This is a genomic window from Paenibacillus sp. FSL R5-0923, assembly GCF_038009145.1.
GTDB lineage: Bacteria > Bacillota > Bacilli > Paenibacillales > Paenibacillaceae > Paenibacillus_AQ.
Genome location: NZ_JBBPAT010000002.1, coordinates 363,684 through 390,185, shown reverse-complemented (window position 1 = coordinate 390,185; position 26,502 = coordinate 363,684). Strand labels below are relative to the sequence as shown.

The following is a 26,502-nucleotide window of genomic DNA, read 5'->3' as shown; positions in this document are numbered from 1 at the left end:
CGTTATGCTTCTTCAAGCGACAGGAATTACAAAATCATATGGTATACAGAACGTACTAGACGGCATAAGCCTTCAGGTAAATGAAAAGGAACGTGTCGGACTCGTGGGTGTTAATGGTGCCGGCAAATCAACTTTTCTGCAAATTCTGGCTGGTGAAATGTCCTATGACAGCGGTCAAATTCATAAATCAAAAGAAACTACTATCGGGTATTTAGCTCAAAATAGCGGACTTCAATCTGACAAAACCATTCATGAAGAAATGATGGCAGTTTTCGCACCTTTGATCGAAGCCGAGGCTGAGCTAAGAGAGATGGAAGTAAGCATTGCCGATCCTAAGCTGGCAGAGGACCCAAAACGGTACGAAGAACTGCTCGAAAGATATGCCCGCCGATCAGATTGGTTCAAGGACCACGGCGGTTATGAAATGAATACACGAATCCGCAGTGTCCTGCACGGCATGGGCTTCGGCGAGTTCCCACCGGATACACCTATCTCCACACTTAGTGGTGGCCAGAAGACTAGACTCGCATTAGCCCGCATTTTGCTTCAGGCTCCCGATCTTCTAATGCTGGATGAGCCGACGAACCATCTGGATATCGAAACATTAACATGGCTTGAGGATTATCTTCGCAGTTATGCTGGCGGAATTCTGGTCGTATCTCATGACCGTTATTTCCTTGATCGGCTTGTAACTACTATTGTAGAGATCGAGCGTCATCAATCTCGGCGTTATACAGGCAATTACAGCCGATATGTAGATTTGAAGGCTGCCGAATATGAAGCACGGATGAAGCAGTATGAGAAACAGCAAGATGAAATCACAAGAATGGAAGATTTCGTTCAGAAAAATATTGTGCGAGCATCTACCACGAAACGTGCGCAGAGCAGACGCAAAGCGCTTGAGAAGATGGACCGTATTGATCGACCGATGGGCGATCTGAAGAAAGCCAGCTTCTCCTTCGAGCCGGACTTCATGTCTGGTAAAGAAGTGCTGCAAGTCCGTAATGTTGCGGTTGCCTTTAATGATGGTCCACCTTTGTTCAAGGACGCTTCTTTCGAACTGCGCCGGGGAGAAACTGCTGCACTCATCGGTCCCAATGGTATCGGCAAATCTACACTGCTGCAGTGTATGACCGGAACCCGCGAGCCTTCAACTGGAACTGTGAATTGGGGGACTAAGGTAAAGGTCGCTTATTATGATCAGGAACAGACCCGCCTCAATCCAAAGAACACAGTAATGGAAGAGCTATGGAGTGAATATCCAATGATTGAGGAAGCCAGAATCCGTACGATCCTTGGCAACTTCCTCTTCAGCGGTGAAGATGTTCTTAAGAAGATATCCGCGCTGAGCGGCGGCGAAAAAGCACGCGTTGCATTATCAAAGCTCATGCTGCGCGGCGCAAATATGCTCATCCTAGATGAGCCAACCAACCATTTGGATTTAGTCAGTCGTGAGGTTTTAGAATCAGCTTTAATTGATTTCGAGGGCACATTACTCTTCATTTCTCATGACCGTTATTTCCTCAATAAAATGGCTGAACGGGTGCTTGAGCTTCATCCCGAGGGGATCGATCAATACCTTGGCAACTACGATGACTATATCGAGAAAAAACGAGAATTAGAAGAGATTGCGAAAGATGCCGCCGAATTAGCCGCCAAAAACGTCAACAAGGATGCTGCAGTTCCTGAAAAAAACGCTGTTTCCTCCTTCGAAGCGGACAAGCAAGCCAAGCGTGAAGAGCGTAACCGGAAGCGGCGCATTGCTGAGCTAGAGGAAGGCATTGCCTCACTAGAAGAGTCGATCGCTTTTATAGAGAATGAAATGACTAAACCTGAAGTTTATCAGGATTATTTAGCACTTCAAGGTCATGAAGAGGATCTGAAGAACAAAAAAACTCAGCTTACCGATTTATTTAACGAATGGGAAATCCTTGCTGACGAATAATGTAAAATCCGCTTCATAAATATTTTTTCATATTTCTTATTTTGTTCATAAAGAGTTATCCACAGCTCTATGCACAGGTTTCGTGTATAACTCCCTACTAAAAAAGCCCCTTAGGGGCTTTTTTTATGCGTTAAATCGGTATTTTCGAATTACAGGAATTATTATCCACCGAATTATCCACATTATCCACAATTCTCACAAGGTTTCATTGCTAACAAAAATGGTTATAAGGCCATTTTAAAAAGAGCTGACATTGCTGATTTTACGCACTTTTTACACAATTCGTAGAGAATATGTGGATAACGTTGTCCACAACTTGACAAAAGACATAACCCCACCTAAAACCTGTCATCATAAGCTAAAAAAGAACCCGCTATCTCTAAATCAGACAGCGGGTCGATGTATATTAAACGATTTGTGTAGAGAGCAAGGCAGCGTTACAGGCTGCAATATAGGCAATCCCTGCTGCCATGATAATATCTTGATGCGTAGCTGTGCCTCTAAATTTAAGACCTTCCCACTCTACCATCACAGCCGCCTCCGCCTGGGCGTTCTCTCCACTTCCAAGTGAATGCAGCTCAAGTCCCGCAAAATCGATGTCCTCTGAGATGCCTTGCCCAATAGCAGCGATAATGGCTTCAAGCGGACCATCTCCAGTACTAGTATGAGAAGTTTCCTGTCCAGATTTCAAATGGCGAACCGTAACCGCGGCTACCCGGCGCTGGGCACTGCCTGCCAATACCTGAACCTCACCCAGTTCATAGACCTGAGCTTGCTGTCCAGTTGTACTGCTCACCATTTGCAGCAACTGGTCATCACTGACTACCTTTTGGCGGTCAGCGGTCTCTTTAAACGATTCATAAAGTGCATCCAGCTCCGCAGGCTCCAGCGTAATACCATACTTCGCCGCCCGGTCCTTCAGCGCATGTCTGCCAGAATGCTTGCCCAGAATGATCATGCTACGCGGGATACCCAGCCGCTCTGGGTCCATAATCTCATAGGTGCTACGATCCTTCAGCAAACCATCCTGATGAATCCCTGACTCATGCTGGAAGGCATTTCTTCCGACGACTGGTTTGTTATAGGCGATTGGAAAATGCATCGCTCCGCTGATCAGCCGCGAAGTATCATACAGCTTATCAAGCACAATGCCTGTTTCTGCTCCAATCGCATCCCCGCGGGTTTCGAGCGCCATCACAAGCTCTTCCAGTGCGCAGTTCCCGGTACGCTCGCCGACTCCGTTCACAGTGACTTCGATCTGCGTCGCACCTCCATCAATTGCTGCCAGACTGTTGGCTACAGCCAGCCCCAAATCATTGTGACAGTGGGCACTGTAGCTTACCGTTTCTCCACCTCTTGCTCCTAGCCGCACACGTCGGAACATTTCCCCATATTCATGTGGCAATGCGTAACCGACCGTATCGGGCAGATTGATAATAGAAGCGCCTTCCTCAATAACAGCTTCAATCATTTCAATCAGATCATCGATTCCTGTTCGCGCAGCATCCATCGCCGTGAATTCAACGACATCAGAGAATTGACGCGCATAAGCCGTCATCTCGCGGGCTTTGGCTACGACTTCAGCTCTGCTCATACGCAATTGATGCTGCAAATGAATATCAGAAGAGGAGATGAACAGGTGGATCCGCCGGCGTTCAGCATCTTGGGTTGCCCGGACTGCCGCGTCAATATCCCCTTTAACCGCCCGTGCAAAACCGCAAATTTCCACATTTCGCACCTTACGAGAAATCGTCTGTACTGCTGCAAAATCACCAGGGCTCGATATCGGAAATCCAGGCTCCATCACATCAACACCCAGATCCGCAAGCTTATAGGCCAGCAGTATTTTTTGCTCTGGGGTTAGACTTGCACCCGGAGCCTGTTCACCATCTCGCAGAGTCGTATCGAAAATTTGTATACGTTTCTTTACTGGAATAATCATCTGAATTCCTCCTGTTTTCCTCTTATTGGATTCCTTACCCTAACCTATGCTTCAGTGCAGATCCACACGTCGACTTGTGGCCCTGCTAAATTCCCCACCCACTGCTGCCGGCAGCTGATACGAATGAATCCTCTGCACAATTTGGAATGTGCAGAAGGTTCACTCTTGGCGTCTTATATAGCGCCTGAGTCCATAACCTGAGTCGCTTGCAATAAGAACGCAAAAACCCGCCGTCTCTAATAAAGAGACGGCGGGTTACCCCTCCGCGGTACCACTCTTTTTGACGCATAGGCTATTCATATAATCAAGCCGTTAAGCTGCGTCCAGCTCTTCTTCCCGGTCCATCCTGAGGGAGTCAGGATATCTGGAAAGGTCCGATAACGGGGACAGCCGTAGGCAGCGTACTCTTATTTCCGCCGCTCCGCTCCCGGGCGAGATTCAAGACTTTCGGTGACTGCGTCGCACCACCCCGCAGCTCTCTGTTCACCGTCATTCCCTACTACTCCCGTTCTTAGCGTGTATTATATACATTCTCACTACTCAAAATCCATACAAAAAAGCCTGCCATCTCATTCAAGAGACGACAGGCTGTTAACCTTCGCGGTACCACTCTTGTTGATGCTCTGTACCGGTTAAGTTACTGCCGATTCCAATTGAACATCCACTCTACGGTCCAGTATGTTAGATACTCGACCACCCTTTCACGGAGGTTACCCGTAGACGGTGTACGAACGTTCCGGCGACAATTGCCGGTAATGCTTCCACCGTTCCGCTCCCAGACGAGTTCAGGTCCCCTTCGACTGCGTCGCACCTACCCGCAGCTCTCTTATCCCAGAGTATCCTTACTACTTCCGCTCATCGCGTTTCCTTGTATAATTGAACTGATTATACTCGTTAGCTCCAAATGATGTCAATAGGCGGATACAGACCATTGTTCCAATGAGAATCCAGGGTCTGCTACCATATCCAGCGGAGTACCGCCATCATGCTGCCACTTCACGTATGCAGCAGCTCCAATCATAGCTGCATTATCCGTGCAGTATACCGGAGGTGGAATAATAAGCTCAATGCCCTCCGCTTCACAGCGTGAGATCAAAGCCGAGCGCAGGCCAGCATTAGCAGCAACACCTCCACACAGCAATAACTGCTTGGAGCTAGTAGCTTTAACAGCGCGTACCGCTTTTTCCACCAGCACCTCAACCACAGATTCTTGGAACCCGCGGGCAATGCCTGCGACATCTGGCGTGAGACCCTTCATCTTGCTCTGATTCACAACGTTCAGCACAGCCGACTTTAAGCCACTGAAGCTGAAATCATAAGAACCCGGCTCCAGCCATACTCTTGGTAACGGTACAACCTCAGTCGCCCCGCGGGCCAGACGATCCACATGAGGTCCACCGGGATAAGGGAATCCTAGTGCTCGTGCCACTTTATCATATGCTTCGCCTACGGCATCATCACGGGTGCGTCCGATAATTAGGAACTCACCCTCCCGCTCCATATGAACCAGTTCAGTATGTCCGCCGGACACCACTAGTGTCATGCATGGATACTGTAACTCTGCCACTAAACGGTTAGCATAAATATGTCCTGCAATATGATGTGTGCCAATTAGCGGCTTACCCCATGCGAGGGCAAGGCTCTTGGCAGCTACTACCCCGACAAGTAAAGCCCCCACCAAACCTGGGCCTTGTGTAACCGCCACCGCCGACAACTGATCTGGTGTAACCCCTGCTGTAGCGAGTGCTTCTTCTATCACCAGTGTAATTACTTCCACATGCTTACGGGAAGCTACTTCTGGTACCACGCCGCCGAAGGCGCGATGTGTCTCAATCTGACTCGAGATGATATTGGATAACACTTCAGAGCCATCTTTGACTACAGCGACCGACGTTTCATCACAACTCGTCTCAATAGCAAGTATTAGTACAGGCTGAGCTGCGCCCGTTTCTGTCTTCATTTCAAGTCCACGCTTCCTTCCATATTCCCATGCTCCTCGTACTCTGGCAGATCCGCCCACATAATGAGCGCATCCTCGCGATTATCGGAATAATATCCTTTGCGTGTGCCAGCAGATCGAAAGCCTTTTTTACGATATAAATTCTGTGCTACCTCGTTCGATACCCGTACCTCAAGTGTAATAGACTTCATCCCCACATAAGATGCCGTCTTCATCAGCTCTTCGAGCAAACGCTCGCCCCATTTACGTCCACGATAGGCTTCAAGCAGGGCTATATTCGTCACATGCGCCTCATCCACGATGGCCCACATACCGGCATAACCGATAATATGACCAGCCAGCTCCATAACCATATATTTTGCAAAATGATTATGCGTCAGCTCGTTGCGAAAAGCTTCCTCTGTCCAAGGCATCGTGAAGGCTTCCCGTTCAATGATAAGAATGTCAGGAATATCCGTAAGCTTCATCAAACGAAAAACAAGTTCAGCCTCTTGAGCTATCATTGATTCCGCTTCCGTCATGGTTTCTTTAAGCCCCCTTCTCTGCTTAACCGCAGATTGGCCTCCGCTTCTGAGATCTGAGTATAGTTAGGGATCAAGCTATGGATATCATCTTTCTCTACCTGAAGCCGCGCTTCTCCAAGAAATCCTGTCCAGCGGCCTTCCATTTCATAAGGAACTGCAATAGGAACACCAAGATCCTTCAATGGACGAAGCGAATCCTCACTGCCATGAACTGCAGTCTCCCCAACAAACCAAAGAACAGCGGGCTTATTGCCTTCGACTGAAGCCTGTCCTAAACGTTCAGTTAAGTACTCCACCCAATCTGCCATCAGGCGGATGGCATCAGGTTCAAGACGGCTAGGAGCATTATTTCCCTCAGCTGCGAATAATCCTGTATACACCTGTCCTCGGCGCGCATCCATTAGTGGAATGATCCAATCAGGCCCGTAGCTGTTATTCTCGGTAGTTTGTTCCGACGCTTTGGTCATCACGTTATTCTTGAGGGCTGTTTGATATCCGCCCCACGCCACTGCATGTAGACTCGAAATACCGACAACTGGGACATCCCATGCCCATGCCAGCGTTTTGGCAGCGGTAACTGCGATACGTGTCCCCGTATACGATCCAGGACCCACACCAACAGAAATCCCGCCCAGCATTGCAGCAGTAGTTCCTGTTGCTTGCAGCGCCTGCTCAATGATCGGGAGTAAATGCACCGAATGATTCCGTTCTCCGGAAGCATTTATTTCATGCAGTAGTTCCCCATTCTCTGTAACTGCCACGCCTAATACTGCAGTTGATGTATCCAGCGCTAAAAGCCGCTTGCGCGGCTCTGTATTCTGATTCGTCATATTCCTTAACCCCACTTCTGGATCAGCTGCCGGCAAAGCTCACCATACGGCTCCCCGATTCCGGTCACCGTAATCATTCTTTCATCTGGCCCCACTGTTTCCATGTATATATGCATATGCCGCGGCGGCATTAAATCCGTAATAATACTGCTCCATTCCACCAAGCAGACCCCTTGCCCGTAGAAATACTCATCAAGTCCAAGCTCGTCCGCTTCCTGAAGCGAAATCCGATATACATCCATATGATATAGGGGCAGACGGCCCTCGTACTCTTTAATAATTGTAAAAGTAGGACTGTTTACGATCCCCTTTACGCCGAGATGCCGAGCGTACCCTTGCGAGAATGCTGTTTTTCCTGCGCCCAGATCGCCGTCCAAGCCGATAATCATCCCTGGCGTTGAAGCAGTAGCTAGAGCAGCTGCAAGCAACTCCGTATCCTGGAGGCTGTAAGAACGGTAAGTGAACACCGTTTCGTCTGTATTGTCCAACTACAACTACCACCTTTTAAAATATACCTGCCAAAAACCATTACTATTAATTATATCGGTATGCTCCATCCATCGCAACAACTGTCCCAATTCAATCTCCCATGCCAGTATGCCAACAATAGAAAAAGAGACCTCTACGCAAAAATAAGCATAAAGAGTCTCTTTTATAAAAGTGTAATTTAGCTTATCTCAGCTTTTTGAACAAACCTTGTTAATGATCTTGCTCTTCTAACCGTTCAACGCCTACCGTATGCGTATTCGTTGGTCGAGAGCCCACTTGAACCGTAGCCATTCCGTTCTGTGCATCCACATGCTCAATCCATACAGGTTCTCCATCCAAATGTACACTTACCGTCTCTTTAGAAGCATAAATATCCTGTGCTCGTTTGACGTCCACCACTGTTCTCCTCCTTTATTTTACCTAAATCTCACGATTCTAATGGCGAAGTTTCTTCGAGGGTTGATTCCGCATCAAGCTTCTCCGAGTCCGAGACCTGACTTGCTTCCGGTGGAGCTATAATGCTGTCCCAATCCACAACTGTCGCTGGGATATCCTGCTCGCTCAGCGCATCGATCCACTCGTTTCCACGCGGTTCCATGACTTAGTATTCTCCTCCTCAGCTTTATTAGCCTGATTTTATATTTTCCCATGCTTCACAAAAAATGCACCCGGCTAGAAAAGCCTTTCCTGCCTCATACTAACCCAAAGCAAATAACTTAGATCAGGAGGCGTTTCTCATGCATACCGTTTGGAAAGGAGCCATCAGCTTCGGGCTAGTGCATGTTCCGGTTAAAATGTTCTCCGCTACGGAAGACAAGGACATTTCTCTGCGTTATATCCATAAGGAATGCGGCAGCCCACTGTCGTATGTACGTAAATGTCCGGTGTGTGACAAAGAGGTGGCTTGGGAAGAAATCGGCAAGGGTTATGAATATGAAAAAGGGAAGTTTGTTCTATTCGACAAAGAGGAACTGGATCAATTGACCGACGAAAGCAGCAAAAGCATTACCATACTCGACTTTGTTGATCTGACGGAGATCGATCCAATTTATTTTCAAAAAACCTATTACTTATCTCCGGATCAGGCTGGGACAAATGCATATCGGCTTCTTATGGAGGCCATGCGTCAAACTGGAAAAATTGGCATCGCCAAAATATCGATTCGTTCCAAAAGCAGTCTGGCTGCTATTCGTGTGCTGGAGGATTGCCTCGCCATCGAGACTATTTTTTATCCTGATGAAGTGCGACCGGTCTCGCAAGTGCCTGGCCTGCCCGAAGCAGGGACGGTGAATGATAAAGAGCTGGATATGGCCAAGCTGCTCATTTCACAGCTATCCACGCCTTTTGATCCGGCAAAATATACCGATGATTATCGCCAGCGTATGCTTGATCTAATCTCACATAAAATTGCAGGCGAGGAATTTCATATCGCTCCTGCCAAACAGGAGAGCAATGTAATTGATCTAATGGCAGCATTGCAGGCCAGTATTCAGGCTGTACAGCATATTCCTACAGATCCGGGTCCTTCATTAACAGGTACTAAGAAAACAAAAACTAAAGCGGCTCCGGCTGCCAAAAGAAAAACAGCCAAGTCTAAAGCAGCAGCTGAGCCTGCCGATCAGCAAAACGAAGCTTCCGGGCCGATTCCAGTCATCGCACCAAAACCGAAACGCCGCAGCGCAAAAAGCAAAACAACCGTATCTTAGGAGGCTCTGCTGATGAAGCTTCAGCCTATTATTCCTTTTGAACCTATACTGGCTGGGCAGCTTCCAGCAGGCAACCAGTGGATTGCACAGATTAAATGGGATGGCGTTCGCATGTTGTCCTATTACGACGGAAGCACTACTCAGCTTATTAACAGACGTGGAAATTACCGTACAGCGCAATACCCTGAGCTTACTGATGTAAATACTTATTGCAAGGCTGATTCCGTTATTCTTGATGGTGAGATCATTGCACTGGGGGACGGCAAGCCCTCATTTCACGAAGTTATGCGGAGGGATAGCTTAAAGAATGGCTCCACCATTTCCGTCGTTAGGTATCAGGTTCCTGTCATTTATATGATTTTTGATATTCTGTTTTATAATGGCCAATCGACGATGGATCAGCCTTTATTCTCACGGCAGCAGCTGCTAAACGATATTCTGCTGCCGCATCCCCACGTACAGGCCGTACCCAGTTATACCGATCCCACAGAATTATTCGCCGCCGCTCAGATTCAGAGCTTAGAGGGAATCGTCTGCAAGGATATCAACAGTACTTATGCTCCCGGTGGAAAAGATAAACGCTGGCAGAAACGCAAAATCATTTCTGATCTTACGGCAGTAGCCGGGGGTGTAACGTTCCGAGACGGCATCGTCAATGCGTTACTTCTTGGGCTGTATGATGATAAAGGGAATTTGCATTATATCGGACATGCCGGGCCAGGAAAATTGACTGTACAGGATAAACGCGACTTAACTGCAGAGGTACAGCATTTAAAAATAGATCAAATGCCCTTTACAGCTGATCCCCAGCGAGGGAAGGGTGCTTTTTGGATAAAACCGAAGCTTGTCTTCAAAGTTCATTTTTTGGAATGGAATACCTCAGGCACTCTTCGTCAGCCGGTTACTCAAGCTAGGGTAGATCTTCCTCCCGAATCATGTACTATGGAGCAAAAAGGATAAACTCTTTCCAAAAAAACGTCCTCCCGAATTTATCGAGAGGACGTTTCTTATTGCGCTGTAAGACTCGTTACAATGGTCTCCAGCTCTGCTTTTGTCTGCGCAGTATTTTTCGTATTCGTAAGCGTATAATCAATACTTCCATCCGCACTGGACCATACAAGCTGGACTTTTAGATCTCCATGGTGAGGACCAAACACCGTGTAAACTGCTTCAACCCCGTTGATGGTCAAATTTTCATCCTGGTCACCAGGCAGCTGCGCTAAAGTAACCCCTTCCGGAAGCGTATATGCTGGAGCTGATTTTAGATTCAATCTCTCCCCATTTCGCAGATAAGTGATAGAAGTTTCTGTATCGCTCCACTTTAAGCTTTGTGAGATCACCTTTTTACCAGCAGCTTGTGCTTTAGCTTTTACCTGATCTCTGAGGGTTTTATACTCTGTACTGAAAAACTTCGGAAGCGCTGGATTTAAAACGACATCCTGCAGCTTATAATCCTCCGGGAGAGAAGCTGGTATCAAGAGTGACTTTCCGCTTAATGAAGATAACTTCTGCGCTGCTTCATTTGTAGAACTGAATCTGTATGGCATATAGCTTACACTCAAATCTTCCTCTGGATTAGATTTTTTGTCATTAACATAGAGAGCCTTAATTTCTCCCGCTTGTAGGGGAACAGCATATTCTTTGGCAATCAAATCCTTAATCGTTGGCGATACCGGTGGTGATTTCTGCTCAACCGGAACCGTACCTTTGCTTTTATTATTACTCCCCGCAGGCACTGCGCCTGCTGTTCCACTTACCGCACTCATTAACACTATCAGGCTCAAAGCCGTGATGGCCGCACTTTTTTTAATCATCATTATAATATCCTCCCTTAACCCTTGGTTATTTGATCATGCTTTTAGCTACAGCCAACATTTCATTTGTCGTCAGCTTACTGACCCGATTGTCTGAAAGGGTATATTGTATTGCGCCTGATTTATCCAGCCACACTAGCTTAGTGTTGAAACTTGCTTCTTTAGCCGAATCGGTTGTAAGAATTACTTTCCTACCGTTGACCGTCAGTTCTTTCTTAGTTTCCGAAGCTCGTACAAAAGGCACCGCTCCTTCGGGAAGTTTGGCGGGCGGCACTCCAGTTACAATGCTAAAATTGGCTTTTCCTTTGGCATACAGCTGCATAGACAAGTTCGTCTGGCTCCAGCTGATGATCTTACTAAACAACTGTTTGTTGGGATCACCTGCCGCCGCTGCTGCCTTTAGTTCCTGCTCTAATTGTAAATACAGCTCTGAATCGTTTGCTACAGACGGTGGATAAATGATGGCTGTCGCCAGAGCAAAGCCCTTAGGAAGATTTCCAGGCTGTGGTGTAGCTGGACCCTTCAACGCTTTGAATTTAGCAGCAAAGGATTTGTAGTCTTTAAAAACAAATCCTTTGCCAGAGAAGCTGATCGTATCCTGAGGGTTAGAGACTTTGTCACGTACGTAGTAGGCCAAGTTCGTACCTTCCTTCAATCCCGCTACCAGGGCCTGCAGTTCCTTCTGGAGCTTCTGATCGGTTGGTACTGCAGTCTGCTGCCCAGATGCAGCTGCGACCGAAAGAAACAAGCCAGGCGCAACCCCACTTACAACTACTCCTGTTCCTAACAAGGTTGCTGCCGAGAGCGCGATCAGTGTTTTTTTGAGTTCATCATTTAGCTTCAATTTCTAACATCCTCTCCTTCTAATAGGGTGAATGTAAGCTCACCCTGTTTTCAACTACACTTCTATAACACTCCAGCATGAGAAAAAGGGACTTTTTCTCACAAAAAAAGAGGCCGCCCCAAGCAACCATCATGGCTTTTGGGACAGCCTCTTTTTTGTTCTTAACATTACAAATGACGCGCCAAGTGATGCAATATGTGAAGCACCTATAGAGTAATTGGGGAATTTCTCCCTAAAATTCAGCGATTTCTGTTCATCGGACTTATAATTAGGGAAAACTTCCCTGAAATTTGGCCTATTCGGCAATGAATAAAGAAATTCCTATGATTATTAGGGAGGAATTCCCTGATTTCGTTCATTTAGAGCGAATATCGGTTATTTTTAGGGAGTTTTTCCCTAATTAGTTTAAAGCACGTAAATCACACATAGCACATCGCCCACCGCCCCAACCAGTAGCATAGAACACTACGCGTGGCATATCGTCACATGGCACAGTAAAATCCATTACTTTTCCTATTCCATAAAAAAAAGCTGCCTCCCAAGTAGATTTCACTACTTTTGAGACAGCTTCTCATATTGTACGGATAGAACAACAGTAGCTAGCGAATAAAACTATTGGCAATCACTTGCCATTGTTCACGGGTTAAACTGTTATTCAATCCATCATTTAGACTACGAATCGTCTGGCTGGATTCATCATACCAATACAAACGATTCTGGGAAGACCAAGTCTGCTCCCCCTTCTCTGTACTCGCTGCGATAAAAACTGCTTCTTTACCAGTACCTGTCATAGACCATTTTTCGGCAGTCTGACCTTCCAAGATAGACACTTGCGTTGGATAACCCCTAAAAGCGCTCTGCATTAAGGATAGTGTAATTCTTTGATCCCCCTTATGGTAGGTAACCTCAGCACTCTCTATGGCATTCACAGCGATCTTCTCCATAAACAGCTTTTGGCCTGTTTTATCGACCTTTGCTTTTTTTTGAAATTGTTCAAGCATTTCTTTATATTCTGTGCTTATCGACATGTAAGGAGAAGCGGCCTTAAAAGTGGCTTGCTCAAATTCATAACCATTAGCAAGTATGGAAGGCAGCTCGGGCCAGAAATCGCCAGTCCCTTTTAATTCTTTTACGAATTCTTGATATTTAGAATACACCGGAGAACTGAAAGCGAACTGCAATTGATTTCCATAGCCTAAACCTTTGGCTAACTTTGTAAACTCAGCATCATTCACATAATAAGCAGCCATTTCTCCAGCATTCAAGTGAACAAGCGCCTGCTCTTTATAAGTCGCTAATAAACTCAGATACTTCTCTATCGCAGGAGAGGTCGAAGGAACAGGGGTATTATAGTGCACCGTCTTCACAACAGCCTTCCCTCCGCTGTTCACTAGTGTAATAGCTCCATCCGAAGGCTTGGTGATATCAATTGCAGACTGGCTATCAAGTTCCGTTAAACTTCCAAGGCCAGACAGCTGAAGGGCACCAAACCCGATCATCCCCAGCAATATAGCTGCGGAGACTCCTGAGAGAAGTCTCTTTCTAAATTTAGATGGATGCGGGATTGTCTTCTCTTGCTTCTGCATAACAGGATCTCTCGGCTCTGAGAATGACTCCAGCTCGTCTCTGAGATTCGCCATTTCTCCGTCCATCGTTTTCTGTTGTTCATGAATCGCCCTTACCCGCTTCATAACTACTGCTTTTACATCTAGTTCGTCGCAGTTCCCCAATGCGTCCATTTTCTTTATCATTTTCTCTTCAACACAGCTTCGTTGCCCCACCATTCCGTCCCCCCTTTCTGAGCATTCATCATTTTGCCAAGCTTCGTAATCGTACGCCTGTATTTCTTCTTCACAGCATCAGTATTCTTATCGAGGATCTCCGCAATTTCCGGGAAGCTCTGTTCCTCAAAAATTCGCAGCACTAACAAGTTTCGCTCCTCTGTCTTCAGCTTCGCGAGGGCAAAAGTCAGATGCTCGTTAAATATGTAACGGTCCATCAACTGTTCCGGGCTTTCTGCAGGCGGATCCGGTTGAAAAAGCGCCATAATCTTCAAATGTCTTTGGCGTTTGCGGATCAGACTGAGGCAATGATGATAGGCAATTTTATATAGCCAGGAAGAAAAGCTCGCGATAGGGCGATATGTGCCTATATGCTGATATGCCTTCACTAGAATATCCTGTACCGCATCCTCCGCTTCCGTACGGCTCCCAAGCAGCCGGCAGCAATAGCGGTAAATCGGCTTTTGAAAAGCTTCGACGATAAGGGCATAGGACTCTACCTCGCCTGCCTGTACCCGAACGACGGTGTGTTCGATCCCGTCCAAAATCAGCAAACTCCCCTTTCACATAACCGTATAACCTTATAACTCTTATGATCATCCAAAAGGGACACTTTGGAAATATTTTTTTCATGAAAAGGAACAGACTGGCACATAATACCCTCATTCCTATAACAGAGAGGAGGTTCAGGATGCCAGCAGCCATCAAAGGCACAATTACTGTAGACGGCCAAGAGATAACCATCACCAACCCAGAGAAGCTGCTATGGCCGAATTGCGGGATTACGAAGCGGATCTATCTGGAAAAGCTCGCCGCCCTCTCTCCCTACCTGCTGCGTTATTGTCGAGATCGGCTGCTAACCGTAATACGTTATCCGCATGGTATCTCTGGAATGTCCTTTTATCAGAAAAATGCACCTGATCCTCTTCCAGCCTTTGTCCAGACCGCTGTTCACGAGAATATTAACTATATCAAGCTGCAAGGTTTACCTGAGCTGATCTGGCTGGGTAATCTGGCTGCTTTGGAGTTTCATCCTTCTTTGCATTATGTAGGTAGCGAGCTGCCTTGTGAATGGATGATTGATCTAGATCCGTCGCGTGAGGTCGAGCCCCGTATCATGGAAGCAACTGCAATCGTAGGGACGGTCCTAACCTCCCTTGGTTTATCCTCTGTGCCCAAAACCTCCGGGGCTACCGGGGTGCAGATCATCGTTCCTATCGAGACTGGCGTTACTTTTGATGGATTGCGAAAAATCGGACACTTTGTGGGTCGTTATGTCACTGAAAAGCACCCCGATTTATTCACCTTGGAGCGTCTGAAGAAGAATCGGGGAGAGAAAATCTATTTTGACTACCTCCAGCATTACAGTGGCAAAACATTAGCTGCACCTTACACACCACGTGCCAGGCCGCTTGCTACAGTATCCACACCATTGCTCTGGAAAGAGGTTCAGCAAAACGTATCTCCTACTGATTTTCATCTGCTCAATATTGAGGAACGCCTGCAACAGATGGGAGATCTTTTGGAAAAAGTGCCACCGCAGCCCGTCAAACAACTCATTGCTAAGCTTCCATAGGGATGGAATGCCACGAATAATGAGCCCAAAAACAGCAATAAGCCCGCAGCATCATTTCATGCTACGGGCTTATCAGGCGTCCCACTCAAGGACAGAAGGTATATTGTATAAGAATACGGCATATCGAGTCTTGTTCACCGTATTTATTGCTCCATTATTCGTAAAAATACCTTCTTTCAGTTAATAGTACTAAAGTGCCAAGCTAAAACGCCTGCGGCGTCCTTTTAGGATGGTAAGCTAATGAATTGCTTTCTTCTTGAAACGGCCACCTTTAACATCATGAATGTTACCTATTGCGATGAATGCACCAGTATCCCAATCCTCAACAATGGATTTAAGCTTAGCTTCTTCCAAACGGGTAATAACCACGAAGATCACTTTCTTATTCTCCCCGGAAAATCCGCCTTCTCCATCTAAATAAGTAACACCACGTCCAAGACGTTCCGTCAAGGCTTCACCGATATCACGGAATTTATCACTAATAATCCATACCGATTTCGACTGATCCAGACCCTCAAGTGTAATGTCAATTACCTTGAATGCAATGTAATAAGCAATTAGTGAGAACATCGCATTATTCCAACCGAACACAAATCCAGCTCCGGATAAGATGAATAGGTTGAAGAACATAACAACTTCACCTACAGAGAAGGGAAGCTTCTTGGCTACAAGAATCGCAACAATTTCTGTACCATCTAGAGATCCGCCAAAACGTACAACTAGCCCTACACCTACACCAAGAATGATCCCCCCAAAAACGGCAGCAAGCATAGGCTCAACCGTAAAGGCATTCACATGATGCAACATTGAAGTACCAATAGACATAAGCACAATTGCATATAAGGTAGATAAGGCAAAGGTCTTACCGATTTGCTTATAACCGATTAACAAGAACGGAAGGTTTAACAGCGTCAATAAAATCCCCAGAGGAATGTCGAATAGATGTGATAAAATAATGGAGATACCGGTAATCCCACCATCAATCATTTGATTCGGTACGAGGAATATCTCAAGTGCAACAGCCATCATTGCTGCCCCAATGGATAACATGATCATTCGCTGCGCGAACTTAGCCATTTTATGTGTTCCGGTCTTCTGCAGCTTGTTCTTTTCCTCTTTGGCAATCATTTGTGGACTCACATTCATAGAACTCCCCCTACAATTTAACAGTATAGTGTTGAAACATTCGGAAGTATAATTATAATCTATACTTTCTTACATTTCTTCTTATACAATTATTATATCACAAAATAAGCCCTAATAATGAATGGAACACGTTATATCCTTCGAAAAATTCAGATTTAGTCCTCTTTCCGCTCATAATAGCGGAGATAACAACTGACACAGCCCTTCACCGAGTTTGACAATTCTCCCTCTCTCCTTAAACTTTACAGGATCAATAAATTCACTGTGCTTTTGATCCTTCTCAAACCCTGTGACTAGAGGGGATATAGCATCAGGATGTATCAGCACAGCAGTCAATTCAAAGTTAGAATAAAAGCTGCGCATATCCAGATTTGCACTCCCCACTGTAGCGAGCAGATTATCGATAATCATGATTTTGGCATGCATAAATCCTTTAGTATAGCGGTAGAATTTAACTCCAGCGTCTTGTAAATTTTCTAAATAAGACAAAGAAGCATGATAGACAAGCACATTATCAGGCTTCGCCGGAATGATAATTCTTACATCCACTCCACGAAGTACTGCACTTTTCAAGGCCCGGCAGATGGCAGGATCAGGAATAAAATACGGTGAAGTAATCCAAATCCGCTGTTTAGCTGCACATAAGGCGGCAAAATACATCTCTTGAGAGGCGTCCATTGCAGCATCCGGACCACTCCCTACAATCTGCACTGCTTCTTGTGACTCACAATTATGTTTTGGGAACAGACGCGGATGGCTTGTGCTTTCGCCAGAGGCCAATCTCCAATCCTTTAAGAAGACATACTGAATATAATATACTGAGTCTCCTTCGAGACGCAGATGGGTATCACGCCAGTATCCCATTTTGAGATCCTTCCCCAAATAATCATCCCCTATATTCATTCCACCCGTGAAGCCAACGAGGCCATCTACCACCAGGATCTTCCGATGATTACGGAAATTAAAACGACGGTCTAACAGAGAACTAATCGGAGGTAAAAAAAAGTGGAACTCCACCCCAGCATTTCTCATCGTTCGAATAAACCTACGACTTAATTTATGACTGCCCAGACCATCACAAAGCAAGCGTACCTTAACGCCCTGTCGCGCCTTCCGAATCATAACATCTTGAAATTGCTCACCGATCTCATCATCACGATAAATATAAAATTCCATATGTATATGTTCTTTCGCTTCTTCCATAGCTTCCAGCATAGCATCATACGCTTCTCTCGCAGATGATAATACCCTGCTCTTGTTATGACCAGTAATTGGTCCTTCTGCGATCTTAGAAAGCAAATCCAATAGACCCTTATTATTCTCAAACTGAGTGTTCCCACTCTCAGTAACATCCTTTACTACCTTAATATTGCCAGAGACATGCGAACGAATTTCACGAAATAGTGTAGTACATCTTTTGTTTAATTTTCGATTCTGTCTATAATCACGGCCCAGAAAATAATAGAATGCCAGACCCAGCGGCGGACAACAGAATGAAATGAACAACCACGCCAAAGCCCTTTGCGGGCGACGAAACTCCATAAATACAATTACTGCGACCTGAATAATAAAAAGACTTAGAATTATCGCAAAAATCTTCAATTCCCTACCCCCTTCATTAATAAAACAGTTACCAATAGACTCGCTGCGACGATTCTATTACTGGTTTTGCCGTAACTCTCTTTCTTTATTCAAACAAACCGTTGTCATGTTCCTGAAAGATATGGAATACATAGAGTAGTAAGACAATTCGGGATGAGCCTAATGCAAGTAAGGTCGTTAGCTTCGTGTATCGTAAGGCGGCTGCCATATGCCGCAGAAAGGAGAAGCCATGAAGAGTCAGCCAGATCATAACCGGATTACGCTGCTCGTCGTAAGGGATGCCGGACGCCCAGTCAAACAACTCCAGATCTCCAAGCCACTTGCGTTCGCCCTGCCGGCAGCAGCAGCCCTGTCCCTCTCCAGTCTGGTCACCTCTATGCATTTCCATGCCTCGCAGTCGATCTCACAACTGGAAGCTGAGGCAGCCGCACTATCACTAACCAATCTCCGCATGGAAATGAAGGTCGCTGACAAGGATAAGGATCTAATGCAGCTTCGTACTCAAGTCAGCGAGCTATCAGAAGAGGCAGATAATATTAAAGACAAGCTGAAGAGTGTAAATGCGCTGGAACAGGAGTTGCAGTCTTTGATTAACAAAAGCAAAGGCTCCGCCGCTGAAACAAAAGAATCAAAAACGGGATCAACCGCTTCAAACTCAACCTTAGGCTTATCGAGCCGTAACGCTGTGCCAATCCCAAATGAGACATCTTTTAAAGCTACAATCACATCACAGGTAGGCGGAGAATATATCGCGTCTTATCAGAACGAATCGCTGAATCTAGTGGAGGAAACAAAAGACGATTTCGAAGAGATCCACGGTATGCTCGATGAAATGGTGGAAAGTATTACTCAAACTATCACTCTGGCGGAGCATGCGAATAACGTTCAAGCAAATCAACAGGCAAAAAAAGCTCAAGCTGAAAAAGCCAGACTAAATGCAGCGGTACTCTGGCCTACAGATTCTAGGGTCATCTCCTCAAGCTTCGGCTACCGAACAGATCCTTTCAAAGGCTTATCCGCGTTCCATTCAGGTGTCGATATTGCCGGGAACTTAGGCGATCCTGTATATGCCGCCTTAGACGGGGAGGTCGTTACCTCCGAGCAGATGGGTGCGAGAGGCAAGTATGTCGTGATCAAGCATTCGAACGGGCTTGAAACCTGGTATATGCATCTGCAGGCAATGAATGTATCTGCGGGAGACATGGTTAATAAGGGGCAGAAGATCGGTTTGCTTGGAAACACTGGTCGAAGCACAGGACCTCATCTTCATTTCCAGGTAGTAAAGCAGAATAAAACTGTGGATCCATTGGATTATGTTAAACCCTAAACGTTAATGTAAAAATATATGAAATAGGAGGAATTTATACATGTGGAATAAGCGGCAGCAGCGTGCCTCTATCAAGTCTACTGACTCTCTGATTGGGCATGGGGGTACGCTCGAGGGTAAAGTACATTGCGATACGAACCTGAGGATTGAAGGTACCTTTAGCGGAGAAATTATATGCAGTGGTGTAGTCACTGTAGGTGAGGAAGGCACGGTGCGCTCCAGTATTAGAGCAGAAGAGATCGTTATCGCTGGTAAAGTATATGGAGATGTTACCGCAGACCGTAGGCTCATTATGACTGGTACTGGCGAGCTGCACGGTAATATTTCTGCAGGAGCACTCAGTATTATGGAAGGCAGCCTGCTTAATGGGTCCATCGCCATGCAAGAACAGCCCACCTCTGAACAAGCAGGTGAGCTCAAAAGTAATACGAAAAAGGACAAGACAGCAAAACGTTCCTCCAAAGCAGAAGAAACGCTTGAAGCCGGTTAATCCTATTTTTATCCAGCAACGTCCCGTTTACGGAAGACAAACCAGGAAACTGCTAAGAATATAACATAATACACTGCCAGCACAGCAATGGAGAAGCCTAGTGTAGCACCACCTGGACCAATATCAGATCCCATGTAGAGCCTTAGATCCATATGAGTGAAAATTAAATATCTGGCCCATTCGAACACATCCGGATTAAGCAAAGCAGCGAAAATACCTTGGGCAAACATGATAAACATAGATAACCCTATCGCCAATCCACTTGCACGGAATACGGAAGAGATCATAAAAGCAAGCGTAACCGTCAAGAAAAGAGTGACATAGCGGCATAGGAGATCTATAAAGGAATACTCAGCAGGACTCCAAGCTGTAATGGAAGACAGTGTGTCTCCAGTTGGAGAGGCGAAAATAAACGATGAAGCTAAACCAAAAACAATCAATACTGCAGTACAAAGCAAGCTAAACAACACAATGCTAATGTATTTCGAGAGCAAGATCTGGGAACGGCTCCACGGGCGAATCAGCAGCATTTTGATGGTTCCCCAGGTAAATTCGCCCGCTACGGAGTCAGCAGCTATAACAACAACGAAGATCGTATTCAGGAAGAATACAACACTCACTATCATTTGGAAGCTGTCCCAAACGCCTAAGCGTGATGCAGGGTTATCCGTTGTGAAATACATAAGAGCCGGAAGAAACGCACTAAACACTGCTAGAATAATCAGCATAATCCATGTGCGAGCACGACTATATATCTTGATGTTCTCATTATGTATCAACGCTGTAAAATTACTCAATTCCTTCACCTCCTGTAACCTCTAAGAATTGATCCTCTAGCGTACGGGCAAGTGATTTGATACTGTACACTTTAATCCCACCAGCCACTAGTCTGGCATTAAACTCAGCAATTTCTTCACGTGCCGCCTCAACTACAAGCCCACCGCTCTTTAATGTTCCTTGTCCAATGAGAGCAAGTGCAGCTTCGGCATCGTCAACCTCAAACAAGGTTTCTCCGATAGGCATTGTAACATTGCCTACCTCTTTTAGCTGTTTTACCTCAAGCAGTTGCCCATTCTGAATAATGGCTACACTGTCACACATGAGCTCCATTTCGGAAAGTAAATGGCTGGAGACAAATACGGTTGTTCCTTCTTCACGACAGAGTAGGCGCAGATAGTCACGAAGCTCACGTATGCCTTGTGGATCAAGCCCATTGGTTGGCTCATCAAGAACCAGTAGCTTTGGTCGGTTTAGTAGCGCCTGAGCTACTCCAAGTCTCTGACGCATACCTAGCGAATAAGTCTTCACTTTGTCATGAATTCTTTGACCAAGCCCGACCAGCTCCACAACCTCATCAATCCGTTGCTTATTGACTCCCGGTACCATCCGTGCAAATTGTCTAAGATTCTGATACCCGGACAGAAACTTGTACATTTCAGGATTCTCAACAATAGCCCCAACACTTGCAATAGCCTCTTTATAATTATTTTTAATACTATGACCACTAATCAGGACGTCCCCACTGCTAATGGAAATTAATCCCACCATCATTCGTATTGTTGTCGTCTTCCCTGCTCCGTTTGGTCCCAAAAACCCGAATATTTGACCCGGTGGGATATCCAGCGTTAAATCGCTCACCAGCGTCTTAGAGCCTATTTTCTTGGTAACTCCCTGCAGACGGGCAACAGGTTCAGACAGTATTTCTGTATTTGACACAGTATCACTCCCTTTCATTTACAAACAAGTTTACCATACCGTTTTTTTCAGAAAATTACAAAAAAGAAACAGTCTAACGTTGTTTAGACCGAGGATTCGATTCGATTTGAACAAAAAGGGACCTGGCCTCCCGCAAACGAAAGAGTCCAAGTCCCTTATATCACTTCATTCAATATTACCTGTTTTTTTCAGAATGCAGGTATTTAGCCACCTACACGTGCAAGCTCCCGCATATTCGCTTCAAATGCGGCCATCAAAGCAGCCTCGCCGGTCAATCCGGTTTGCTCCACTTTGCGAATCTGCTCCATCATCCGTTTGTAATCCTTCGGAATGACACGAACAAACTTCGGCAAGCTATCTGCCCACTGATCCAATACCCGCGCTCCCGCCTTACTGCCTGTAAGCTCTACATGACGGCTAATCAGCTCGCGCAGCTCTTCGATCTCTTCTGGCTCTTCCACTCTCTCGAGAAGTACCATCTCGAGATTGCAGCGGCCGATGAAGGATCTCTCTGGATCGTAAACATAAGCGATACCACCTGACATCCCTGCCGCAAAGTTACGGCCTGTTTCACCAAGAACAACCACACGGCCTCCAGTCATGTATTCACAACCGTGGTCACCCACACCTTCTACAACAACCTTCGCTCCAGAATTACGAACGGCAAAGCGTTCACCGGCGATACCGTTGATATAAGCTTCTCCAGCTGTTGCTCCGTAGAATGCAGTATTTCCGATAATGATATTGTCCTCAGCTGCAAAGGTAGCTTTTGGAGATGGTTTGATAATAATCTTACCACCCGACAGTCCCTTACCAACGTAGTCATTGGAATCGCCTTCCACCGTAAGTGTGATCCCCTTAGGAACGAATGCACCCAAGCTTTGACCAGCAGAACCGGTGAAATGAAGACGAATTGTATCATCAGGCAAGCCGGCTGCCCCGTATTTACGTGTCAGTTCGCTACCAAGGATGGTTCCAACGGCACGATTAACGTTCGTAATCGGTAACGATGCTTCTACAGCCGTTCCAGATTCCAGTGCAGGTGCAGCCAGATCCAGCAGTTTAGAGACATCAAGCGTCTCTTCCAGACCATGATTCTGACGTTTACTGCAGAAGCGTGTGCTTCCCTCTGGCATTTCCGGTACATGCAGCAGACTACTCAAATCTACGCCCTTCTTCTTCCAATGCTGCGAAGCTTGAGCAGCGTCTAAGCAATCTGTACGGCCAACCATCTCTTGAATCGTACGGAAGCCAAGACTCGCCATAATTTCGCGTAAATCCTGTGCCACAAAGGTCATAAAGTTAACTACATGCTGTGGATCACCCGTAAAGTTCTTACGAAGATCTGGATTTTGTGTCGCTACACCAACCGGACAAGTATCCATTTGGCAGACACGCATCATGATACAACCCACAGCTACTAACGGAGCAGTAGCGAAACCATACTCTTCAGCACCCAGTAATACAGCTACGGCTAGATCGCGTCCGCTAAGCATTTTTCCGTCTGTTTCCAGTACAACGCGGTCACGCAGATTGTTCAGCATCAACGTCTGATGCGTTTCGGCCAAGCCAAGTTCCCATGGAAGACCTGCATGACGAATGGAGTTCATCGGAGATGCACCTGTCCCCCCGTCATAGCCACTTACCAGGATAATATCAGCGCGCCCTTTGGCTACGCCAGCAGCAATCGTACCTACTCCGACTTCAGAGACGAGCTTAACATTAATGTTTGCACGTGGATTGGCATTCTTCAGATCGTAGATCAGCTCTGCCAAATCCTCAATCGAATAAATATCATGATGCGGCGGAGGTGAAATCAAGCCTACACCAGCTGTTGAACCGCGCACTTCAGCCACCCATGGATAAACTTTACGTCCTGGAAGCTGTCCGCCTTCCCCTGGTTTAGCACCCTGAGCCATCTTAATCTGGATCTCATCAGCGTTAACAAGGTAGTTAGATGTAACTCCAAAACGTCCGGAAGCTACTTGTTTAATCGCACTGCGACGGGAATCGCCGTTGCTGTCCGGGATATAGCGGGCTGGATCTTCTCCACCCTCACCAGTATTACTCTTACCACCGATCCGGTTCATTGCAATAGCGAGGGTCTCATGCGCTTCCTTACTAATGGAACCAAAGGACATCGCACCCGTCTTGAACCGTTTCATAATGGACTCCACTGGCTCTACTTCCTCTAATGGAATCGGTTCATAAGCTGACTTGAACTGTAATAAGGAACGAATCGTCAGATGCTTCTCACTTTCACCTTGAACAAGTGCAGCATATTTCTTGTACATCTTATAATCTCCACTACGCACGGAGTGCTGAAGCAGATGAATGGTCTGTGGGTTGAACAAATGATCTTCCCCATCGTTTCGCCATTGATAATCACCACCGGAATCAAGCACTTTATCATTTCCGTCTTTTTCCGTGAAAGCACGGTTATGATGGATAAGTGCCTCGGTTGCTACTTCCTCCAGACCAATACCGCCAATGCGGGAAGGTGTCCAAGTAAAGTAACGATCCACGAATTCCGAGTTCAGACCCACAGCTTCAAAGATCTGCGCGCCCCGGTAGGATTGAATAGTCGAAATCCCCATTTTGGAAAGAATCTTAACTACGCTCTTAGTGGCAGCTTTAATATAGTTCTTCACAGCCTTCTCATGCGAGATTCCCCGCAGTAAGCCTTGGCCGATCATATCATCCAAGCTTTCAAAGGCCAGATACGGATTGACTGCACTCACACCATAACCAAGCAGAAGTGCATAATGATGGACTTCACGAGGTTCACCGGATTCAAGCAAAATACTAACTTTTGTCCGTGTTCCTTGCCGGATCAGATGGTGATGCAAACTCGATACCGCAAGTAGAGCAGGAATCGCAGCATTCTCACGGTCCACACCGCGGTCCGTCAGAATCAGAATGTTATGACCTTTAGCCATAACGCGATCAGCAGCCTCGTTCATACGGTCAAGCGCGATACGCATTCCTTCTGCTCCGAGCTCAGCCGGGAAAAGAATCGGAATAGACATCGACTTGAAGCCTGCACGACGAACATGACGAATTTTAGCAAAATCTTCATTCGAAAGAATCGGTGTGTGCAGCGAGATTTGGCGACAGCTTTCTGGTTCTGGTTTAAGCAAGTTACGCTCTGGTCCAATTGTAGTCGTAGTAGAGGTAACCAGCTCTTCGCGAATAGCATCGATTGGTGGATTCGTTACCTGAGCAAACATTTGTTTGAAATAATTATATAGACGCTGCGGACGGTCTGAAAGCACAGCGAGCGGCGCATCATACCCCATGGAACCTACAGCTTCAGCGCCAGTAGATGCCATTGGTTCAAGCACCTTGCGCAAGTCCTCAAAAGTATAGCCGAACGCTTGCTGCAGCTGCTGAACATTGTCATGCTTAGGATTTGGTAGCTCAGGAGCATCTGGAAGCTCTTCGAGACTAATCAAATGCTCATCCAGCCACTGGCGGTAAGGCTTCTCAGTGGCGATAGCCGATTTGACTTCCTCATCGGAGATAATACGGCCTTCCTTCGTATCCACGAGCAGCATGCGTCCAGGCTTCAGGCGGTCTTTATATAAGATGTCCTCTGCTGGAATGTCCAGTACACCCGCTTCGGAGGATAGAATAATCATGTCGTCCTTTGTTACATAATAACGAGCAGGTCGCAAGCCATTACGGTCCAGAATAGCGCCGATTTGCACACCATCTGTAAAGCCCATTGCAGCAGGTCCGTCCCATGGCTCCATCAAAGTGCTGTGGTATTCGTAAAAAGCTTTCTTGTCGGCGTCCATACTGTCATGATTGCTCCATGGTTCAGGAACCATCATCATGGCTACTTGTGTCAAGGAGCGTCCGCTCAAATAAAGAAACTCAAAGGTATTATCGAACATTGCAGTGTCCGATCCATCCGGGTTTATAACAGGTTTGATCTTACTCAGATCTTCGCCGAACACTTCACTCTTGAACAGCGACTGGCGAGCATGCATCCAGTTCACATTTCCGCGCAAGGTATTGATCTCACCATTGTGGATCATAAAGCGGTAGGGATGCGCACGTTCCCAGCTTGGGAAGGTATTCGTACTGAAACGGGAGTGAACTAACGCGATTGCTGATTCCAGCTCTTCGTTCTGCAAATCCAGGTAGAATTGTCCGACTTGTTCTGTAGTCAGCATGCCTTTGTACACGATCTTACGACATGACAAGCTTGGGATATAGAAGGCTTCAGCCTCTTCTACACCACCGTAGCGAATCGCAAGCTCTGCACGTTTGCGGATGACATAAAGCTTACGCTCAAAAGACAATTCGTTCGTAACCGAGGCCGAGCGACCGATAAACACTTGGCGCACAAAAGGCTTTGCAGCCTTCGCAGTTTTGCCAAGCATTTCATCATAGGTAGGTACATCACGATAGCCGAGTACTTCCTGACCTTCTTCAGCAATAATTTTGCTTAAGAGAGCCTCATGTTGAGCCCGAACTTTCTCGTTATGAGATAGAAAAATCATACCTACACCATAATGGCCTTGTTCCGGCAAAGCAAAGCCAAGCTTCTGGGCTTCACTAGCAAAGAAACGGTGCGGAATTTGAAGCATGATACCTGCTCCGTCACCAGAGTTGGGTTCGCTACCTTGTCCGCCACGATGCTCCATATTAAAGAGCATTGTTAAAGCGTTACTAACAATATCATGGGACGGTTTGCCTTTAATATGGGCTACAAATCCCATGCCGCAAGCATCTTTTTCGAACTGGGGATCATACAGGCCCTGTTTTCCGGGCAGTTCAGTGTGTCTCATCGAACGCAACC

The 26,502-nt window shown here is 46.3% G+C and carries 23 protein-coding genes and 1 other annotated feature; of the genes, 6 read left to right on the top strand and 17 right to left on the bottom strand.

Annotation, left to right across the window (positions count from 1 at the left end; translation table 11 throughout):
* Window positions 1-4 precede the first annotated feature (4 nt).
* Window positions 5-1,945: an ABC-F family ATP-binding cassette domain-containing protein gene (locus tag MKX35_RS26720; protein WP_076299165.1), complete on the top strand. Its 1,941-nt coding sequence runs from the start codon at window positions 5-7 to the stop codon at window positions 1,943-1,945.
* A 406-nt stretch (window positions 1,946-2,351) separates the two neighbouring features.
* On the opposite strand, the gene MKX35_RS26715 is transcribed toward MKX35_RS26720, so the two are convergent.
* From MKX35_RS26715 to MKX35_RS26685, 7 genes are all read right to left on the bottom strand, one after another.
* Window positions 2,352-3,887 (bottom strand): 2-isopropylmalate synthase, encoded by a 1,536-nt coding sequence (locus MKX35_RS26715; RefSeq protein WP_042185267.1) that lies wholly within the window; start codon window positions 3,885-3,887, stop codon window positions 2,352-2,354.
* A gap of 240 nt (window positions 3,888-4,127) precedes the next feature.
* Window positions 4,128-4,409 (bottom strand) — a binding site (T-box leader).
* A gap of 388 nt (window positions 4,410-4,797) precedes the next feature.
* Window positions 4,798-5,847 (bottom strand): tRNA (adenosine(37)-N6)-threonylcarbamoyltransferase complex transferase subunit TsaD, encoded by a 1,050-nt coding sequence (gene tsaD / locus MKX35_RS26710; protein WP_076299164.1) that lies wholly within the window; start codon window positions 5,845-5,847, stop codon window positions 4,798-4,800.
* Complete coding sequence (gene rimI / locus MKX35_RS26705) at window positions 5,844-6,368, bottom strand: ribosomal protein S18-alanine N-acetyltransferase (RefSeq protein ID WP_042185263.1); 525 nt, start codon at window positions 6,366-6,368, stop codon at window positions 5,844-5,846. The genes tsaD and rimI overlap by 4 nt, the downstream gene beginning before the upstream one ends.
* Complete coding sequence (gene tsaB / locus MKX35_RS26700) at window positions 6,365-7,201, bottom strand: tRNA (adenosine(37)-N6)-threonylcarbamoyltransferase complex dimerization subunit type 1 TsaB (protein ID WP_076299163.1); 837 nt, start codon at window positions 7,199-7,201, stop codon at window positions 6,365-6,367. Before tsaB ends, rimI begins: the two co-directional genes overlap by 4 nt.
* Window positions 7,202-7,206: 5 nt before the next feature.
* Window positions 7,207-7,689: a tRNA (adenosine(37)-N6)-threonylcarbamoyltransferase complex ATPase subunit type 1 TsaE gene (gene tsaE / locus MKX35_RS26695; protein ID WP_042185258.1), complete on the bottom strand. Its 483-nt coding sequence runs from the start codon at window positions 7,687-7,689 to the stop codon at window positions 7,207-7,209.
* Between the two features lie 211 nt (window positions 7,690-7,900).
* Window positions 7,901-8,086 (bottom strand): H-type small acid-soluble spore protein, encoded by a 186-nt coding sequence (locus MKX35_RS26690; protein ID WP_042193364.1) that lies wholly within the window; start codon window positions 8,084-8,086, stop codon window positions 7,901-7,903.
* 31 nt (window positions 8,087-8,117) lie between these two features.
* Window positions 8,118-8,288: a hypothetical protein gene (locus MKX35_RS26685; RefSeq protein WP_156113056.1), complete on the bottom strand. Its 171-nt coding sequence runs from the start codon at window positions 8,286-8,288 to the stop codon at window positions 8,118-8,120.
* A gap of 139 nt (window positions 8,289-8,427) precedes the next feature.
* On the opposite strand from MKX35_RS26685, the gene ku reads away from it, so the two are divergent.
* Together ku and MKX35_RS26675 are read left to right on the top strand one after the other, a co-directional pair.
* On the top strand, window positions 8,428-9,396 hold the full coding sequence (ku, locus tag MKX35_RS26680) for a non-homologous end joining protein Ku (RefSeq protein WP_076299162.1): 969 nt from the start codon (window positions 8,428-8,430) through the stop codon (window positions 9,394-9,396).
* 12 nt (window positions 9,397-9,408) lie between these two features.
* The gene (locus tag MKX35_RS26675; protein ID WP_076299161.1) at window positions 9,409-10,356 is read left to right on the top strand and encodes an ATP-dependent DNA ligase; all 948 of its coding nucleotides are present in this window, start codon (window positions 9,409-9,411) and stop codon (window positions 10,354-10,356) included.
* A gap of 47 nt (window positions 10,357-10,403) precedes the next feature.
* On the opposite strand, the gene MKX35_RS26670 is transcribed toward MKX35_RS26675, so the two are convergent.
* From MKX35_RS26670 to MKX35_RS26650, 5 genes are all read right to left on the bottom strand, one after another.
* The gene (locus tag MKX35_RS26670; protein ID WP_076299160.1) at window positions 10,404-11,213 is read right to left on the bottom strand and encodes a hypothetical protein; all 810 of its coding nucleotides are present in this window, start codon (window positions 11,211-11,213) and stop codon (window positions 10,404-10,406) included.
* A 25-nt stretch (window positions 11,214-11,238) separates the two neighbouring features.
* Complete coding sequence (locus MKX35_RS26665) at window positions 11,239-12,054, bottom strand: hypothetical protein (protein ID WP_076299159.1); 816 nt, start codon at window positions 12,052-12,054, stop codon at window positions 11,239-11,241.
* A 400-nt stretch (window positions 12,055-12,454) separates the two neighbouring features.
* Window positions 12,455-12,607, bottom strand: coding sequence for a hypothetical protein (locus MKX35_RS26660; protein WP_341044487.1), 153 nt, complete (start codon window positions 12,605-12,607; stop codon window positions 12,455-12,457).
* A gap of 46 nt (window positions 12,608-12,653) precedes the next feature.
* Entirely contained in the window at window positions 12,654-13,838 is a 1,185-nt protein-coding gene (locus MKX35_RS26655; RefSeq protein ID WP_076283922.1) for a hypothetical protein, read from the bottom strand.
* A complete protein-coding gene (locus MKX35_RS26650; protein WP_076299158.1) occupies window positions 13,802-14,380 on the bottom strand; it encodes an RNA polymerase sigma factor in 579 nt (192 codons plus the stop codon). Before MKX35_RS26650 ends, MKX35_RS26655 begins: the two co-directional genes overlap by 37 nt.
* A 146-nt stretch (window positions 14,381-14,526) precedes the next feature.
* Between MKX35_RS26650 and ligD the strand changes: the two genes are divergently transcribed.
* A complete protein-coding gene (gene ligD / locus MKX35_RS26645; protein WP_076283920.1) occupies window positions 14,527-15,411 on the top strand; it encodes a non-homologous end-joining DNA ligase in 885 nt (294 codons plus the stop codon).
* A gap of 237 nt (window positions 15,412-15,648) precedes the next feature.
* Here ligD and MKX35_RS26640 read toward each other — a convergent pair whose 3' ends face one another.
* Entirely contained in the window at window positions 15,649-16,488 is an 840-nt protein-coding gene (locus MKX35_RS26640; protein ID WP_231573468.1) for a YitT family protein, read from the bottom strand.
* Window positions 16,489-16,728: 240 nt separating this feature from the next.
* Complete coding sequence (cls, locus tag MKX35_RS26635; RefSeq protein ID WP_076299157.1) at window positions 16,729-18,159, bottom strand: cardiolipin synthase; 1,431 nt, start codon at window positions 18,157-18,159, stop codon at window positions 16,729-16,731.
* A 208-nt stretch (window positions 18,160-18,367) separates the two neighbouring features.
* Between cls and MKX35_RS26630 the strand changes: the two genes are divergently transcribed.
* The gene (locus MKX35_RS26630; RefSeq protein ID WP_256716271.1) at window positions 18,368-19,486 is read left to right on the top strand and encodes a peptidoglycan DD-metalloendopeptidase family protein; all 1,119 of its coding nucleotides are present in this window, start codon (window positions 18,368-18,370) and stop codon (window positions 19,484-19,486) included.
* 40 nt (window positions 19,487-19,526) lie between these two features.
* Window positions 19,527-19,976 (top strand): bactofilin family protein, encoded by a 450-nt coding sequence (locus tag MKX35_RS26625; RefSeq protein WP_076283918.1) that lies wholly within the window; start codon window positions 19,527-19,529, stop codon window positions 19,974-19,976.
* Window positions 19,977-19,984: 8 nt separating this feature from the next.
* On the opposite strand, the gene MKX35_RS26620 is transcribed toward MKX35_RS26625, so the two are convergent.
* The 3 genes from MKX35_RS26620 to gltB form a co-directional block, all read right to left on the bottom strand.
* Window positions 19,985-20,773, bottom strand: a complete 789-nt coding sequence (locus MKX35_RS26620; RefSeq protein ID WP_076299156.1) for an ABC transporter permease — start codon at window positions 20,771-20,773, stop codon at window positions 19,985-19,987.
* Window positions 20,766-21,677, bottom strand: a complete 912-nt coding sequence (locus tag MKX35_RS26615) for an ABC transporter ATP-binding protein (protein WP_256716276.1) — start codon at window positions 21,675-21,677, stop codon at window positions 20,766-20,768. The genes MKX35_RS26620 and MKX35_RS26615 overlap by 8 nt, the downstream gene beginning before the upstream one ends.
* 218 nt (window positions 21,678-21,895) lie before the next feature.
* Entirely contained in the window at window positions 21,896-26,491 is a 4,596-nt protein-coding gene (gltB, locus tag MKX35_RS26610) for a glutamate synthase large subunit (protein WP_076299154.1), read from the bottom strand.
* Window positions 26,492-26,502 lie beyond the last annotated feature (11 nt).

Coding starts and splice junctions, on each gene's coding strand:
- MKX35_RS26720 (WP_076299165.1), top strand. CDS start 5: ATGCTTCTTCAAGCGACAGGAATTACAAAATCATATGGTATACAGAAC.
- MKX35_RS26715 (WP_042185267.1), bottom strand. CDS start 3,887: ATGATTATTCCAGTAAAGAAACGTATACAAATTTTCGATACGACTCTG.
- tsaD (WP_076299164.1), bottom strand. CDS start 5,847: ATGAAGACAGAAACGGGCGCAGCTCAGCCTGTACTAATACTTGCTATT.
- rimI (WP_042185263.1), bottom strand. CDS start 6,368: ATGACGGAAGCGGAATCAATGATAGCTCAAGAGGCTGAACTTGTTTTT.
- tsaB (WP_076299163.1), bottom strand. CDS start 7,201: ATGACGAATCAGAATACAGAGCCGCGCAAGCGGCTTTTAGCGCTGGAT.
- MKX35_RS26685 (WP_156113056.1), bottom strand. CDS start 8,288: ATGGAACCGCGTGGAAACGAGTGGATCGATGCGCTGAGCGAGCAGGAT.
- ku (WP_076299162.1), top strand. CDS start 8,428: ATGCATACCGTTTGGAAAGGAGCCATCAGCTTCGGGCTAGTGCATGTT.
- MKX35_RS26675 (WP_076299161.1), top strand. CDS start 9,409: ATGAAGCTTCAGCCTATTATTCCTTTTGAACCTATACTGGCTGGGCAG.
- MKX35_RS26670 (WP_076299160.1), bottom strand. CDS start 11,213: ATGATGATTAAAAAAAGTGCGGCCATCACGGCTTTGAGCCTGATAGTG.
- MKX35_RS26655 (WP_076283922.1), bottom strand. CDS start 13,838: ATGGTGGGGCAACGAAGCTGTGTTGAAGAGAAAATGATAAAGAAAATG.
- ligD (WP_076283920.1), top strand. CDS start 14,527: ATGCCAGCAGCCATCAAAGGCACAATTACTGTAGACGGCCAAGAGATA.
- MKX35_RS26640 (WP_231573468.1), bottom strand. CDS start 16,488: ATGGCTAAGTTCGCGCAGCGAATGATCATGTTATCCATTGGGGCAGCA.
- MKX35_RS26630 (WP_256716271.1), top strand. CDS start 18,368: ATGCCGCAGAAAGGAGAAGCCATGAAGAGTCAGCCAGATCATAACCGG.
- MKX35_RS26625 (WP_076283918.1), top strand. CDS start 19,527: ATGTGGAATAAGCGGCAGCAGCGTGCCTCTATCAAGTCTACTGACTCT.
- gltB (WP_076299154.1), bottom strand. CDS start 26,491: ATGAGACACACTGAACTGCCCGGAAAACAGGGCCTGTATGATCCCCAG.